Raw genomic sequence first — 14,565 nt, 5'->3', positions numbered from 1 at the left:
TCCCGATAGGATCTGAGCCGGATGGCAAAGACAAGACCCCTCTCCGGCGGCACCCCGAGCCAGCGGCAGCTTCGCGTCGGCGAGGTGATCCGCCGCGCGCTCTCCGAGATCCTCGCCCGCGGCGAGGTGCACGACGAGGCGCTGGCGCTGGCCTCGATCACCGTCTCGGAGGTGCGCGTCTCGCCCGACCTGCGCCACGCGACGGCTTTCGTCATGCCGCTCGGCGGGGTCAACACCCGCGAGGTGGTGACGGCGCTCGGCCGCAACCGCGCCGAGCTGCGCCGACTGGTCACCGACCGCATCGACCTGCGCTTCTCGCCCGAGCTCGCCTTCGAGCCCGACACCCGCTTCGACCAGATGGATCGCACCCGCGAGCTGCTGCGCTCGCCCGCGGTCCGCCGCGATCTCGAAGACTAGGCCATGGCCCGCCGTTCGCGCGGCCGGCCGGTGCACGGCTGGCTGATCGTCGACAAGCCCGCCGGGCTCACCTCCTCGGCCGTGGTCGGCAAGGCGCGCTGGGCACTCGGCGCGGCCAAGGCCGGCCATGCCGGCACGCTCGACCCGGCCGCGACCGGCCTGCTCGCCGTCGCCTTCGGCGAGGCGACCAAGACCGTTCCCTTCGTCGCCGACGCGCGCAAGGCCTACCGCTTCACCTTGCGCTGGGGGGCGCAGACGGCGACCGACGACGCCGAGGGAGAGGTGATCGCGACCTCGGCCGAGCGGCCGTCGCCGGAGGCGATCCGCGCCGCGCTGCCGGCCTTCACCGGCGACATCCTGCAGGTTCCGCCGCAGATCTCGGCAGTGAAGGTCGACGGCCAGCGCGCCTACGACCTCGCCCGCGCCGGCGAGGCGCTCGACCTCGCCGCCCGCCCGCTGCACGTCGAGCGGCTGGAGCTGGTGGCGGTGCCCGGTCCCGACACCGCCGTCCTCGAGATGACCTGCGGCAAGGGTGGCTACGTGCGCGCGATCGCCCGCGACCTCGGGATCGCGCTCGGCTGCCTCGGCCATGTCGCCGAGCTCCGGCGGCTCTGGTCCGGCCCCTTCACCCTCGCGGGCGCCGTGACCTGGCCGGAGCTCGAGGCCGGCGGCGCGGATCTCGCCCGGCGGCTCCGGCCGATCGAGGCGGCGCTCGCCGGGGTGCCCGAGCTCGCCTGCCCGCCGCACGTCCTCGAGCGGCTGAGGAACGGCAACCCTGTGCCGCTGCCGGCCGGCCTGCCCGAGGGGACGACCGCCTGGGCGAGCGCCGAGGGCCGGCCCGTCGCCATCGGCACCTGGCGCGGCGGCGAGCTCCATCCCTCGCGCGTGCTGGTCCTCGGTTGAGGGCGCGTTCCTCCGCCCGCTTCCTCGAGCCCAGGGCGCTCGCGGTGCTGCTCGTCGTCGCCCTCTGCGCCTGGGCCTTCTTCGGCCTCGCCGACGAGGTGGCCGAGGGCGAGACCCATGCCTTCGACACCCGGCTCCTGCTGGCGCTGCGGAGCCCGGCCGACCCGGCCGATCCGCTCGGTCCGGGATGGGTCGAGGAGCTCATGCGCGACGTCACCGGGCTCGGCGGGGTCGGGGTGCTGTCGGCGATCACGCTCGCCGTTGCCGGCTTCCTCTGGCTGCACGGCAAGCGCGGATCGATGTGGCTCGTGCTCGTCGCGGTGACCGGCGGGCAGGCGATGAGCTCGCTCGCCAAGATCGGCTTCGACCGGCCGCGCCCCGACCTCGTGCCGCACGGGATGCAGACCTATACCGCGAGCTTTCCCTCCGGCCATTCGATGATGGCCGCGGTCACCTATCTCACGCTGGCGACGATCGTCGCGCGGGTGCAGCCCACCCGCGCGCTCAAGGCCTATGTGCTGACGCTCGCGGTTCTCGTGACGGTGGCGATCGGCGTGAGCCGGGTCTATCTCGGCGTGCACTGGCCGACCGACGTGCTGGCCGGCTGGAGCGCCGGCGCGGCCTGGGCGCTCGGCTGCTGGCTGGTCGCGCACTGGCTGGCGCTGCGCGGTGCGGTCGAGGCGGAAACCGAGCCGGAAGAACGATAGGGGGCGGAGCGATGGAAAGACTGTATCTCGAGGATCTCCACGTCGGGCAGAAGCTCGTCAGCGGCGAGCGCGAGATGACGGCCGAGACGATCAAGGCCTTTGCCGGCGAGTTCGACCCGCAGCCCTTCCACACCGACGAGGCGGCGGCGAAGGACAGCTTCTTCGGCGGCCTCGCGGCGAGCGGCTGGCATACGATGGGGGTGACGATGCGGCTTCTCGTCGATGGCGGGTTGCCGATGGCCGGGGGGCTGATCGGCGCGGGGGGCGAGATCTCCTGGCCGCGGCCGACCCGTCCCGGCGACGTGCTGCACGTCGTGAGCGTCATCGAGAAGATCGTGCCCTCGCGCTCGCGCCCGGAGCGCGGGATGATCACGGTGCGGTCCGAGACGCTGAACCAGCGCGGCGAGGTGGTGCAGGTGCTCGTGTCGAGGATGCTCGCCTTCCGGCGGAGCTGAGCGCGTTTCCGCTTCCCATTGCCGCGTCGAGGTTGTATAGGCGGCGCGCCGAGGGGAGCCTCTTCCCGCCGGCCCGCCTCTCCCGACCCCGCTGGACGACATCCCGGCTGCGGCCGCCGAGAGACCGGCCATCTCCAAAACGGAAAGGACATCCGATGTCGATCACGCCCGACGTGAAAGAGCAGCTGATCAAGGACTATGCCACCAAGGCCGGCGACACCGGTTCGCCCGAGGTGCAGGTTGCGATCCTGACCAGCCGCATCAACACGCTGACCGAGCATTTCAAGACCCACACCAAGGACAACCATTCCCGGCGTGGGCTGCTCAAGATGGTTTCGCAGCGCCGCAAGCTCCTCGACTACGTCAAGCGCAAGGACGAGAGCCGCTACCAGACGCTGATCGGCCGCCTCGGCATCCGCCGCTGACACCAGGGGGCGCGCCACGGGGCGCGCCCTTTCCAATCCGCCGGGCCCCCTCCGACCCCGAGGGAGCGCCCGCCCGAACGAGGGGTCCGCGGGGGAATGCGCCCCCGCGTTGCACGGCGCCGGACCAGGGGGTCCCCCCGCCGATACGAAGGAAGAGACATGTTCAACGTCGTACGCAAATCGATCGAGTGGGGCCATGACACGCTCACGCTCGAAACGGGGAAGATCGCCCGCCAGGCCGATGGGGCCGTCCTCGCCACCTATGGCGAGACGAGCGTGCTCGCGACCGTCGTCTTCGAGAAGACCGCGAAGCCCGGGCAGGACTTCTTCCCGCTGACCGTGCACTACCAGGAGAAGACCTACGCCGCCGGCAAGATTCCAGGCGGCTTCTTCAAGCGCGAGGCGCGCCCCTCCGAGAAGGAGACGCTGACCTCGCGGCTCATCGACCGGCCGATCCGCCCGCTCTTCGTCGCGGGCTTCCGCAACGAGGTGCAGGTCATCGCCACCGTCCTCTCCTACGACATGGAGAACGACCCCGACATCGTCGCGATGATCGCCGCCTCCGCGGCCCTCACCCTCTCGGGCGTGCCCTTCATGGGGCCGATCGGCGCGGCGCGCGTCGGCTTCGTCGACGGCGCCTACGTGCTGAACCCGGCGGTCGACGACATGGAGAAGCTGCGGGAGAACCCCGAGCAGCGGCTCGACCTCGTGGTCGCCGGCACCAAGGACGCGGTGATGATGGTCGAGTCCGAGGCCTACGAGCTCACCGAGGCCGAGATGCTCGGCGCGGTCAAGTTCGGCCACGAGCAGATGCAGCCGGTGATCGACCTCATCATCGACATGGCCGAGGACGCCGCCAAGGAGCCCTTCACCTTCGACGCGCCGGAGTACGCCCCGCTCTACGAGCGGGCGAAGGCACTCGGCGGCGAGGCGATGCGCGCGGCCTTCGGCGTGCGCGACAAGCTCGCCCGCCACGATGCCGTCGCCGCGGCGAAGGCGCAGATCGTCGCCGGCCTCTCCGAGGAGGAGCAGGCGGACGCGAACCTCGACGCCGTCATCAAGAAGCTCGAGTCCGACGTCGTCCGCTGGGACATCCTCGACCACGGCCGGCGCATCGACGGACGCGACCTCGTCACCGTGCGGCCGATCGTCGCCGAGGTGGGCGTCCTGCCGCGCACGCACGGCTCCTCGCTCTTCACCCGCGGCGAGACGCAGGCGCTGGTCGTCACCACGCTCGGCACCGGCGACGACGAGCAGATGATCGACGCGCTGCACGGCACCTCGCGCTCGAGCTTCCTGCTGCACTACAACTTCCCGCCCTACTCGGTCGGCGAGACCGGCCGCATGGGCTCGCCGGGGCGGCGCGAGATCGGCCACGGCAAGCTCGCCTGGCGGGCGCTGCAGGCGGTGCTGCCGGCGGCGACCGACTTCCCCTACACCATCCGCATCGTCTCGGAGATCACCGAGTCGAACGGCTCCTCCTCGATGGCGACGGTCTGCGGCTCGTCGCTCTCGATGATGGACGGCGGCGTGCCCCTGAAGGCGCCGGTGGCGGGCGTCGCCATGGGCCTGATCCTCGAGGGCGAGAAGTACGCGGTCATCACCGACATCCTCGGCGACGAGGATCACCTCGGCGACATGGACTTCAAGGTCGCCGGCACGGCGAACGGCATCACCTCGCTGCAGATGGACATCAAGGTCGCCGGCATCACGCCCGCGATCATGGAGCAGGCCCTCGCCCAGGCGAAGGACGGCCGGATGCACATCCTTGGCGAGATGGGCAAGGCGCTCACCGCCGGCCGCACCGAGTTCTCCGCCCACGCCCCGCGCATCGAGACGATGCAGATCGCCGTCGACAAGATCCGCGAGGTGATCGGCTCGGGCGGCAAGGTGATCCGCGGCATCGTCGAGGAATCGGGCGCCAAGGTCGACATCAACGACGACGGCACGATCAAGATCGCCTCGGCGAACTCGGCTGCGATCGAGAAGGCGCGCGAGCTGATCGCCGCCATCGTCGACGAGCCCGAGGTCGGCAGGATCTACACCGGCAAGGTGGTGAAGATCATGGACTTCGGCGCCTTCGTGAACTTCTTCGGCAAGCGCGACGGCCTCGTCCACGTCAGCCAGCTGTCGAGCGAGCGGGTCGGCCACCCGAAGGACATCCTTCAGGAGGGCCAGTCGGTCAAGGTCAAGCTCATGGGCTTCGACGAGCGCGGCAAGGTCCGCCTCTCGATGAAGGCCGTCGACCAGGAGACCGGCAAGGAAAAGGTCGACGAGAGCGCCGCGGCGGAGTAGGCGTCAATCCATTACCACCCTTCAAAGGCCCCGCTCGCGCGGGGCCTTTGTCGTTGGCAGTAGGCGTTCCGGGCACAACAAGACACATGGCCGTGCTTCCGGACACAACAACGCGGCTTGTTGTGCCTAAAAGGCAGATCCGAGCACATCAAGCTTGCTAGCCGTGCTCCCGTCCACTACAAGGCGGCTTGATGTGGCCGGAAGGCCCTTCGGAGCACAACATGGCACATCACGACCTCTCTAAGGCGGTGCACTACCACTACGGTGCATTTCCGCCCGAGAACCTGGGCTACGAGCGCCTGATCGATCCCCTCGTCGAGGCGACCGCCGCTCTCGCCCGCTATGACCAGATGCTCGCGTCCATGCACGACGGGGAGATCCTGCTCGCGCCCCTGCGGAACCAGGAGGCAGTGGTCTCATCGCGCATGGAAGGCACCCTCTCCACCCTCGAAGAGATCCTGCGGATCGAGGCCGAGGAGGACGCGGGCGACGCCGAGGCCTTCTCCAATGCCAGGTCGGAGGCCGTGGAAACCTTCCTCTATGCGCGGGCGATGCGCCGAATCCAGCGCGAGATGTCCGACGGTCAGCCGATTTCCGAGTTCATGGTCCGGAGTGCGCACCAGATCCTCCTCTCGTACGGCCGCGGGGCGAGCCTCGAGCCCGGTGCCTACAAGAGCGAGCAGAACTACATTGGCGACAGCAGGCGGAGATCCATCTCCTTCGTACCCATTTCCCCGGAGAGCCTACCCGCTGGCATGCAGAGCCTGATCGCCTTCATGCACGACGATCCTCGCAACAGCCTCCTGAAGACCGCGCTCGCGCATGTCGAGTTCGAGGCGCTCCATCCCTTCAAGGACGGCAACGGCCGCATCGGCCGGATGCTGATCACCCTGATGCTGTGGGACTACCGGCTGATCCGCGCCCCCCACTTCTACGTAAGCGCTGCGTTCGAGGACATGCGCGACGAGTACGTCGAGCGAATGCGACGCGTGTCCTCGCACGGAGAATGGACGGAATGGTGCATGTTCTTCCTCTCGGCACTTGGCGAGCAGGCGCGGAGGAACATCAACACCATGTCGCGCATCTTCGCGCTGCACGAGGAGATGAAGGGGCGCTTCCGTGATCAACTGAACAGCCGCTGGGCGATGGACGCGGTGGATTTCATGTTCACCAACCCGACGTTCAGGAACAACCGGTTCACCGCTTCCAGCGGCATACCGCCACACGTTGCGATGGACATCACGCGCAAGCTCCGCGACGCAGGTCTGCTGGTACAGGTCGCTCCGGGAGCAGGACGGCGGCCGGCCATGTATGCCTTCCAGCCGCTGATCGACATCGTCCGCGAATGAAGTCGACGAGAGAGCTGCGGCGGAGCGATCCCATCCGCGTCCAGCGCCGTTCCGGGACCGCTATCGCCGGAGCAGCCGGCGGATGCTGCTGACGCGCGGGTAGGTGCCGCTCACGTAGCGGGTCTGGTTGGCGAGGACCGGGCGGGTGCGCGAGACGTGCGGCCGCTCCTCGCGGAAGACGACGTAGATGCCGGAGAGGATGATGATGGCGGCGCCGATCGCGGTGGCGGCATCGGGGGTCTCGCCGAAGAAGGCGTAGCCGTAGACCACGGCCCAGAGGATCTGCGAATACTGCATCGGCGCCACCACCACGGCGCGGCCGGCCCGGTAGGCGGCGATGATGCAGAGCCCGCCGACGAAGCCCAGCACCGCCATCAGTGCCAGCCCGCCGAGGTCGAGCGCCGGCATCGGGCGGTAGACGAACGGCATGGCGCAGCCCATGAGCAGGAAGTTCGCCATCATCGGGTAGAGGAGCATCACCGCGCTCCGCTCCTCGTGGCCGATCTTGCGCATGACCACCGCGCCGACGGCGGAGCAGACGGCGGCCGTGAGGGCCGCGGCATGGCCGACCCCGAGCTCGGTCGAGCCGGGGCGGAGCACGACGATGACGCCGAGGAGGCCGACGATCACCGCCAGCGAGCGGCGCCAGCCGACGGTCTCGCCGAGGATCGGCACTGCGAGCATGGTGATGAGCAGCGGCGCGGCGAAGATGAGCGCGTAGGTCTGCGCCATCGGCAGCACGGAGAAGGCGTAGAAGGCGAGCGTGGTCGAGGCGGTGGCCGCCACGACGCGCAGCGCCGTCCACCAGGGATGCCGCGGCCGGAGGTTCCCCTCGGACCGGTCGCGCATCATCATCACCGTCACGACCGGGAAGCCGAAGAGGTTGGCGAAGAAGACGATCTGCAGCGGCGAATAGGTCCCGCCCAGCGACTTCACCACCACGTCGTGCGTCGAATAGATGGCGAAGGCGCCGAGCGCGAGCAGCGCGCCCCTGGCGTTCGGAGTCATAGCGGCCTGCGCCCGGCCGGGGCGCGCAGTCTGGTCGGTCTCACACGTGTCACTCGTCTTCCGCGATCCCCCTCCTCTATCCGGCCCGCGCCCCGGCTTCCAGTGGCCGCGGCACTTCGGCAGGCTCGTGTCGGAGAGGTTCCAGCAAGAGGCCCGCGAGACCGCCCCGGGCCCGTCCGCGCACACTTGTCGCACGCGTGCGACCACAATCAAGTGACTGAACAAGCTGGAATATCCAGAGCGCGTTCATCGTTCCTTCACCGAGGTTAACGTGCCTGACGATCCTGCGGCAGGGTGTCTTTCGTGGCGGTCTCTCAGAGGCGCCAGTCGATCGCGCCACGACCGGCGGCGGCGAGCGCGGCATTGGCGCGGGAGAAGGGGCGGGAACCGGAGAAGGCGCCGCGGGCGAGCGGCGAGGGGTGGGCGGCGGCGAGGACGGTGTGGCGCGGCGCGATGCGCGGCGCCTTGGCCTGGGCCCGGCGGCCCCAGAGCAGGAAGACGGCCGGCTCGGGGCGGGCGCTGACCGCGTCGATGACGGCCTCGGTGACCGGGGTCCAGCCCCAGCCGGCATGGGCGTTGGCGGCGCCTTCCTCGACGGTCAGGGCGGTGTTGAGCAGGAGGACACCCTGGCGGGCCCAGGGCTCGAGGCTGCCGCTCCGCGGCGGCGGCAGGCCGAGGTCGGCCTGGAGCTCGCGGAAGACGTTGGCGAGCGAGCGGGGCGGGGCGATGCCGGGGCGGACCGAGAAGGCGAGGCCGTCGGCGTGGCCGGGGGGCGGATAGGGATCCTGGCCGAGGAGGACGACGCGGACCGCCTCGGGCGGGGTGAGCGCCAGCGCGCGCCAGACGTCGGCGTCGGCCGGGGCGACGGGCGTACCGGCGGCGCGGGCGGCGGCGACCCTGGCCTCGACGGCCGCGACCTCGGCTGCGATCCCGGGCGCGACCGCGGCGAGGGCGTCGGCCCAGGCCGGCGGGATCACGCGCCGAGGGCGGCGACGATGGCGTCGCCCATGGCGGAGGTGGAGACCGGGGTGCCGCCCTCCGGACCGAGCAGGTCGGCGGTGCGCAGGCCGTCGGCCAGCACCCGCTCGACCGCCGCCTCGAGGCCGGCGGCCTCCTCGCCGGCGTCGAACGAGTAGCGCAGCGCCATGGCGAAGGAGAGGATGCAGGCGATCGGGTTCGCCTTGCCCTGGCCGGCGATGTCGGGGGCGGAGCCGTGCACCGGCTCATAGAGCGCCTTCGGCCGGCCGTTCGCCATCGGGGCGCCGAGCGAGGCCGAGGGGAGCATGCCGAGCGAGCCGGTCAGCATGGCGGCAAGGTCGGAGAGGAGGTCGCCGAAGAGGTTGTCGGTGACGATGACGTCGAACTGCTTCGGCCAGCGGGTGAGCTGCATGGCGCCGGCGTCGGCGTACATGTGGGAGAGCGCGACGTCGGGATATTCGGCGGCATGCACCTCGGTGACGACCTGGCGCCAGAGGACGCCCGATTCCATGACGTTGGCCTTCTCCATCGAGCAGACCCTGTTCGACCGCCGCCGCGCCAGCTCGAAGGCGGAGCGGGCGACGCGGGCGATCTCGCCCTCGGTGTAGCGCTGGGTGTTGATGCCGACGCGCTGGTTGCCCTCGGTGACGATGCCGCGCGGCTCGCCGAAGTAGATGCCCGAGGTGAGCTCGCGGACGATCAGGATGTCGAGGCCGGCGACCACCTCGCGCTTCAGCGAGGAGAAATCGGCCAGCGCGTCGAAGCACTGCGCCGGGCGGAGGTTGGCGTAGAGGTCCATCTCCTTGCGCAGGCGCAGGAGGCCGCGCTCGGGCTTCAGCGAGAAGTCGAGCTCGTCGTACTGCGTCCCGCCCACCGCGCCGAGGAGGACGGCGTCGGCCGCCTGGGCGCGCGCCATCGCCGCGTCGGTGAGCGGCGTGCCGTGCGCATCGTAGGAGCAGCCGCCGACCAGGTCCTCCTCGATCGCGAAGCGGAGGCCGCGGTTGGCGCCGAACCAGGCGATGACCTTGCGCACCTCGGCCATCACCTCGGGGCCGATGCCGTCGCCCGGCAGGATCAGGAGGGTCGGGTCGGCCATGGTGCTCCTCGCTTCGCTGTCTCGCCGGCAGGCGGTATCGCCTGTGCCGGGAGGGGTCAAGGCGGGGCGCAGGGCCGGCCGGCGCCAGGACGCGGCCGATCCGGAAGGCCTGCCTGCCGATGCCGCGCGGCCGATCGCCGCGGTCTCCCACGGCCGATTCCATGCAGCAACGGCGGCGGCTGGCATCCGCTGTCCGAAACGTGGGGTAAATGGTGCGGTTGAGAAGACTCGAACTTCCACGGGGGTTAGCCCACAGCGACCTCAACGCTGCGCGTCTACCAGTTCCGCCACAACCGCACTGGCGGGGCTTCTAGCAAAGGCCCCGGCCGGCCACAAGAGCGAAGCGGCGTCGGTTCGCCGACGCCTCAGTTCGACGACGGGCCGGGTGCCGCCGGCAGCACGAAGCCCTGGCCGGGCGCGGACGCGGCGGCGTCCTGCAGCACCGGCTTGCCTGCCGTGCCGCCGAGCTCGGCCACCGCCTGCTCGATCAGCGCGGCGTGGGTCTCGGAGCCGCGCGCGACCAGCGGGGTGGCGCCGGCCGCCAGCGCGGCGGAGGCGTCCGAGAGCCAGGCCAGGCCGCGGTCGGGGCGCTTGGGCGCGGCGAAGCCGTTCATCAGGTGATGGCCGACCAGCTCGCCATAGGCCTCCTCGCCGAGGCCGACCAGCACCATCGCCGAGGCCAGCGCCACTTCCGCATCATCGGTGCGGTAGCCGACCCCCAGGCAGATCCGCGCGCTGCCGCTCATCTGCGCTGCCGGCGCGCCGGTCGACACCACGAAATCCTGCAGCGCCGGGCGCACCGTCGCCGGCTCCTGGCTCGCCAGCCGCGCCTGGTAGCCCGCCATCGACGGCGCGAAGGCGCGGCACTGCTCCTCCATCTCCGCCATCGAGAAACCCTGGACGGTCCCCGCCAGGCTGTCGCCCTGCTCGACCGCGTAGGTGCGCGCGAGGCAGAACTGCTCGCCCAGCGCCTGGGCCGGATCGGTCATCGCCGCCACCGTCACGAAGCCGCCGTTGGAGCCGGTCGCGAGGCTGACGCGGTTGCAGTAGCTGTCGATCGACGCGGCCGCGGCCATCGGCAGGAAGCTCGGCAGGCCGGCCCGGTCCGCAGGCTCCGCCGCCACGGCCAGCGCGGCAGGCTCGGGCGCGGGTGCGGGAGCGGGTGCGGGCTCGGCGACCGGTCCCGGCGCCGCCGTGGCGACGGCCGGCGCCGGTGCGGGCACCGCGACGACGAAGGGGGCGGCGACGATGGGGGCGGCCGGGGCCGGCATCGGCATCGCCGGCACGCCGGCCTGCTCCTGCCGGAAGGCGAGCAGGAGGCCGCGCGTCCCCTGCCCGCTCGCCATGATCTGCGCCGTCTGCGCGCCGCCGACGAGGGCACGGTCGTAGGAGGAGACGAGGAAGACCCGCTCGTACTCGGTCAGGACGCCGGTGGCGGGATAGCCGAGATAGGCCTGGTACTGGCCGATCGCCGAGCGCGAATTGGCGCCCATCACCCCGTCGACGACACCCGCGGGGAAGCCGAAATAGTTGAGGGCGGTCTGCACCTGCATGTTCTGCTGGCGCTGGTAGCTGTTGACCACCGGCGCCGGCGCGCGCCGCGTGACATAGCGCCGCTCGACCACCACCGGCCGCTGCCGCTGCTGCACCGAATTCGAGATGGCGCTGCCGATCGCGCCGCCGAGCAGGCCGCCGACGAAGGCCTCGGTGCCGTCGGCGACCGCCGGCTGGGCAGGGGTGAAAAGCAACGCGCTGGAGAGAAGAAGTGCTGTCGTACTCCGACCGGTCATGGCGAATCCCCCGAAGGAAAACTAAATTCGCACTGCTCAAATGGTTTTGATCATACTACCCGATTCCGGGTCCTGCGCGAAGAGGGACGATGACGAGCGCAACGAGAAAGGCCCTTCTACCTCCGGCCACCGCCCCCGAGTGGCGCATCTCCGACCGCCTCGTCCCCTACCCCGAGGCGCTGGCCGGGATGGAGGCGCGGGTGGAGGCGATGCTGGCCGGGACGGCGGGCGAGCTCGTCTGGCTGCTCGAGCATCCGCCGCTCTATACCGCAGGCACCTCGGCGCGGCCGGCCGACCTCCTCTGGCCCGACCGCTTCCCGGTCTACCCCAGCCGGCGCGGCGGCGAATACACCTACCACGGCCCCGGGCAGCGCGTGGTCTACGCCATGCTCGACCTGAACGCGCGCGGCCGCGACGTGCGGGCCTACGTCTGGCGGCTCGAGGAATGGGTGATCCGCACCCTCGCCGCCTTCGCGGTCCGGGGCGAGCGGCGGCCGGGGCGGGTCGGGGTCTGGGTGGTGCGGCCCGACCGGCCGCCGCAGGCCGACGGCAGCCCGGCGGAGGACAAGATCGCGGCGATCGGCGTGCGCATCCGCCGCTGGGTCAGCTTCCACGGCATCGCCATCAACGTGGAGCCCGACCTCGGCCACTTCGCCGGCATCGTGCCCTGCGGCATCCGCGGCCACGGGGTGACGAGCCTCGTCGACCTCGGCCTGCCGGTCGGCATGGCGGACCTCGACCTGGCGCTGCACGACGCCTTCGAGGAGGTCTTCGGCCGGGCCCGGTGACGGCGCGCGAAAGGCTGGCGCCGCCCCGGCGACGGGGTTAGCATCCGGCCACAAGATCAAACGATGCCTGAGGGGGAATTGCGATGCGGAAGCTTCTGATCGGTGCGCTCGCCGGAATCCTGGCCGTCCCGGCCTTCGCCGCGGACTACAAGATCATGGCGCCCGCCTCGCCGGGCGGCGGCTGGGACCAGACCGCGCGCACGATGCAGACCGTGCTGCAGGAGGAAGGCATCTCCGGCAACGTGCAGGTGACGAACGTCCCCGGGGCCGGCGGCACGATCGGGCTCGCCCAGTTCGTGAACCAGTCGAAGGGCGATCCCGAGGCGCTCATCGTCGGCGGCTACGTGATGGTCGGGGCGATCCTGACCAACGCCTCGCCGGTGGACCTGACGATGGTCACGCCGATCGCCCGGCTGACCGGCGAGCAGGAGGCGATCGTGGTGCCGGCCGCGAGCGACATCCAGACCGTGGCCGATCTCGTCGCCAAGCTGCAGGCCGACCCGGGCTCGGTCTCCTGGGGCGGCGGCTCCGCCGGCGGCACCGACCACATCCTCGCCGGCCTCGTCGCCAAGGCGGCCGGGGTCGATCCGACCAAGGTCAACTACATCGCCTTCTCCGGCGGCGGCGAGGCGCTGGCGGCGATCCTCGGCGGCCAGGTGACGGCCGGGGTCTCGGGCTACGGCGAGTTCCAGAGCCAGGTGGAAGCCGGCGCGCTGCGCGTGCTCGCCGTCTCGGGCGAGGAGCGGATGGAGGGCGTCGACGCCCCGACGCTGAAGGAGGCCGGGATCGACGTCGCGCTGGAGAACTGGCGCATGGTCGCCGCCGCGCCCGGCATCACCGACGAGCAGAAGGCGGCGATCACCGCCGACATCGAGAAGATGGCGCAGTCCGAGGCCTGGAAGAAGGCGCTGGCCGACCGCGGCTGGATCGACAGCTTCGAGGCCGGCGACGCCTTCACCACGCAACTGCAGAGCGACATCGAGGCGACCTCCGGCATCCTGAAAGAGATCGGCCTCGTCCAGTGAGCCGGGGCCGAGGGTGAGGGTCCGGCGGTGAGCGGACCCGCCGGAACGCGCGGCCCGGACCGCGCGGGCCTGGTCGTCGCGCTCCTGCTCGCGCTTCTTGCCGCGGTGATCTTCTTCGACACCCGCGCGATGAAGGTCACCGCCGCCTACGCCCGCGTCGGCCCCACCACCTTCCCCTACGTCATCGCCGGGGTGCTGTTCCTGCTCGCGATCGGCACCGCCGTCTCGGCCTGGCGCGGCGGCATGCCCGAACGCGAGCCGGAGCGGCTCTCTCCGGTCCTCTGGATCGTCGGCGGCCTCGTGCTCCAGCTGCTGCTGCTGAAGCCCGTCGGCTTCTCCGTCGCGACCGGGCTCCTCTTCGCCTTCACCGCGAAGGGCTTCGGCCGCGGCCCGCTCTGGCTGACGATCCCCATCGGCATCGTCTTCTCGCTCCTCGTATGGGCCCTCTTCGCGCGGGTGCTGATGCTCTCGCTGCCGGCCGGGCCCCTCGAGCGGCTCATTCCCTGACGGGGGGCGCATGGACACCTTCGGCCTCCTGCTGCACGGCCTCGGCCTCGCGCTCACCCCGCAGAACCTGCTCTACGCGCTGATCGGCGTCACGCTCGGCACCGCCGTCGGCGTCCTGCCCGGAATCGGCCCGGCGCTGACGGTCGCCCTCCTCCTCCCCGTCACCTACCAGCTCGACCCCACCGGCTCGCTCATCATGTTCGCCGGCATCTACTACGGCGGCATGTACGGCGGCTCGACGACCTCGATCCTGCTCAACACGCCCGGCGAGAGCGCCTCGATCATCACCGCCCTCGAGGGCAACAAGATGGCCCGCGCCGGCCGCGGCGGCCCGGCGCTTGCCACCGCCGCCATCGGCTCATTCGTCGCCGGCCTCATCGCGACCGTCGGCCTCGCCTTCATCTCGCCCTGGGTGGTGAAGTTCGCCCTCTCCCTCGGACCGGCCGATTATTTCGCGCTGATGGTGCTCGCCTTCGTCACCGTCTCGGCCGCCTTCGGCGACAGCGCGCTCCGCGGCATCACCGCCCTCTTCATCGGCCTGACCCTCGGCCTCATCGGCATCGACCTGCAGACCGGCCAGGCGCGGCTCACCTTCGGCATCCCCGACCTCCTCGACGGCATCGAGGTCACGACCCTCGCCGTCGCCCTCTTCGCCGTCGGCGAGGCGCTCAAGGTCGCCGCCACCCCGGTCGAGGGCGAGGAGAAGGTCGAGGCGGTCAGGGGCTCGGTCTGGATGACCAAGGCCGACTGGGCCCGCTCCTGGAAGCCCTGGCTGCGCGGCACGGCGATCGGCTTCCCGATCGGCGCCATGCCGGCGGGCGG

The 14,565-nt window shown here is 71.0% G+C and carries 15 protein-coding genes and 1 tRNA gene; 11 read left to right on the top strand and 5 right to left on the bottom strand.

Features of this window, described 5'->3' with window-relative positions:
* Positions 1-21: 21 nt before the first annotated feature.
* From rbfA to Q0112_RS18795, 7 genes are all read left to right on the top strand, one after another.
* Complete coding sequence (gene rbfA / locus Q0112_RS18825; protein WP_297977607.1) at positions 22-417, top strand: 30S ribosome-binding factor RbfA; 396 nt, start codon at positions 22-24, stop codon at positions 415-417.
* 3 nt (positions 418-420) lie between these two features.
* Positions 421-1,320, top strand: a complete 900-nt coding sequence (gene truB, locus Q0112_RS18820; protein WP_297977606.1) for a tRNA pseudouridine(55) synthase TruB — start codon at positions 421-423, stop codon at positions 1,318-1,320.
* Complete coding sequence (locus tag Q0112_RS18815; RefSeq protein WP_297977604.1) at positions 1,317-2,027, top strand: phosphatase PAP2 family protein; 711 nt, start codon at positions 1,317-1,319, stop codon at positions 2,025-2,027. The genes truB and Q0112_RS18815 overlap by 4 nt, the downstream gene beginning before the upstream one ends.
* Before the next feature lie 11 nt (positions 2,028-2,038).
* A complete protein-coding gene (locus tag Q0112_RS18810; RefSeq protein ID WP_297977601.1) occupies positions 2,039-2,482 on the top strand; it encodes a MaoC family dehydratase in 444 nt (147 codons plus the stop codon).
* 155 nt (positions 2,483-2,637) lie between these two features.
* The gene (gene rpsO, locus Q0112_RS18805) at positions 2,638-2,907 is read left to right on the top strand and encodes a 30S ribosomal protein S15 (RefSeq protein WP_297977600.1); all 270 of its coding nucleotides are present in this window, start codon (positions 2,638-2,640) and stop codon (positions 2,905-2,907) included.
* Between the two features lie 159 nt (positions 2,908-3,066).
* Entirely contained in the window at positions 3,067-5,202 is a 2,136-nt protein-coding gene (gene pnp / locus Q0112_RS18800; RefSeq protein ID WP_297977599.1) for a polyribonucleotide nucleotidyltransferase, read from the top strand.
* A 221-nt stretch (positions 5,203-5,423) separates the two neighbouring features.
* The gene (locus Q0112_RS18795; RefSeq protein WP_297977598.1) at positions 5,424-6,551 is read left to right on the top strand and encodes a Fic family protein; all 1,128 of its coding nucleotides are present in this window, start codon (positions 5,424-5,426) and stop codon (positions 6,549-6,551) included.
* Between the two features lie 60 nt (positions 6,552-6,611).
* Here Q0112_RS18795 and Q0112_RS18790 read toward each other — a convergent pair whose 3' ends face one another.
* From Q0112_RS18790 to Q0112_RS18770, 5 genes are all read right to left on the bottom strand, one after another.
* The gene (locus Q0112_RS18790; RefSeq protein WP_297977597.1) at positions 6,612-7,559 is read right to left on the bottom strand and encodes a DMT family transporter; all 948 of its coding nucleotides are present in this window, start codon (positions 7,557-7,559) and stop codon (positions 6,612-6,614) included.
* 314 nt (positions 7,560-7,873) lie between these two features.
* Positions 7,874-8,536 carry a uracil-DNA glycosylase gene (gene ung, locus Q0112_RS18785; protein WP_297977596.1) on the bottom strand — a complete coding sequence of 221 codons (663 nt, stop codon included), beginning with the start codon at positions 8,534-8,536 and terminating at the stop codon, positions 7,874-7,876.
* Positions 8,533-9,633: a 3-isopropylmalate dehydrogenase gene (gene leuB, locus Q0112_RS18780; protein ID WP_297977595.1), complete on the bottom strand. Its 1,101-nt coding sequence runs from the start codon at positions 9,631-9,633 to the stop codon at positions 8,533-8,535. The genes ung and leuB overlap by 4 nt, the downstream gene beginning before the upstream one ends.
* A 210-nt stretch (positions 9,634-9,843) precedes the next feature.
* Positions 9,844-9,930, bottom strand: a tRNA-Leu gene (locus Q0112_RS18775).
* Positions 9,931-9,998: 68 nt separating this feature from the next.
* Positions 9,999-11,423: a peptidoglycan-binding domain-containing protein gene (locus Q0112_RS18770; protein WP_297977593.1), complete on the bottom strand. Its 1,425-nt coding sequence runs from the start codon at positions 11,421-11,423 to the stop codon at positions 9,999-10,001.
* A gap of 89 nt (positions 11,424-11,512) precedes the next feature.
* On the opposite strand from Q0112_RS18770, the gene lipB reads away from it, so the two are divergent.
* From lipB to Q0112_RS18750, 4 genes are all read left to right on the top strand, one after another.
* A complete protein-coding gene (lipB, locus tag Q0112_RS18765; protein ID WP_297977592.1) occupies positions 11,513-12,211 on the top strand; it encodes a lipoyl(octanoyl) transferase LipB in 699 nt (232 codons plus the stop codon).
* Positions 12,212-12,294: 83 nt separating this feature from the next.
* On the top strand, positions 12,295-13,236 hold the full coding sequence (locus Q0112_RS18760) for a tripartite tricarboxylate transporter substrate binding protein (RefSeq protein WP_297977591.1): 942 nt from the start codon (positions 12,295-12,297) through the stop codon (positions 13,234-13,236).
* Positions 13,237-13,263: 27 nt separating this feature from the next.
* Positions 13,264-13,743 (top strand): tripartite tricarboxylate transporter TctB family protein, encoded by a 480-nt coding sequence (locus Q0112_RS18755; protein ID WP_297977590.1) that lies wholly within the window; start codon positions 13,264-13,266, stop codon positions 13,741-13,743.
* A 10-nt stretch (positions 13,744-13,753) separates the two neighbouring features.
* Positions 13,754-14,565: tripartite tricarboxylate transporter permease (locus Q0112_RS18750; protein ID WP_297977589.1), on the top strand; the 812-nt coding region annotated here is incomplete at its 3' end.

This window comes from uncultured Amaricoccus sp., from assembly GCF_937858865.1.
Lineage (GTDB): Bacteria > Pseudomonadota > Alphaproteobacteria > Rhodobacterales > Rhodobacteraceae > Amaricoccus.
Note: the sequence above shows the minus strand (reverse complement) of the source record. Positions and strands in the feature narration are given on the sequence as shown.

Bases quoted from the DNA above. Each gene is read 5' to 3' on its own strand.
- rbfA (WP_297977607.1), top strand. From the start codon at position 22: ATGGCAAAGACAAGACCCCTCTCCGGCGGCACCCCGAGCCAGCGGCAG.
- truB (WP_297977606.1), top strand. From the start codon at position 421: ATGGCCCGCCGTTCGCGCGGCCGGCCGGTGCACGGCTGGCTGATCGTC.
- Q0112_RS18810 (WP_297977601.1), top strand. From the start codon at position 2,039: ATGGAAAGACTGTATCTCGAGGATCTCCACGTCGGGCAGAAGCTCGTC.
- rpsO (WP_297977600.1), top strand. From the start codon at position 2,638: ATGTCGATCACGCCCGACGTGAAAGAGCAGCTGATCAAGGACTATGCC.
- pnp (WP_297977599.1), top strand. From the start codon at position 3,067: ATGTTCAACGTCGTACGCAAATCGATCGAGTGGGGCCATGACACGCTC.
- Q0112_RS18795 (WP_297977598.1), top strand. From the start codon at position 5,424: ATGGCACATCACGACCTCTCTAAGGCGGTGCACTACCACTACGGTGCA.
- Q0112_RS18790 (WP_297977597.1), bottom strand. From the start codon at position 7,559: ATGACTCCGAACGCCAGGGGCGCGCTGCTCGCGCTCGGCGCCTTCGCC.
- leuB (WP_297977595.1), bottom strand. From the start codon at position 9,633: ATGGCCGACCCGACCCTCCTGATCCTGCCGGGCGACGGCATCGGCCCC.
- Q0112_RS18770 (WP_297977593.1), bottom strand. From the start codon at position 11,423: ATGACCGGTCGGAGTACGACAGCACTTCTTCTCTCCAGCGCGTTGCTT.
- lipB (WP_297977592.1), top strand. From the start codon at position 11,513: ATGACGAGCGCAACGAGAAAGGCCCTTCTACCTCCGGCCACCGCCCCC.
- Q0112_RS18760 (WP_297977591.1), top strand. From the start codon at position 12,295: ATGCGGAAGCTTCTGATCGGTGCGCTCGCCGGAATCCTGGCCGTCCCG.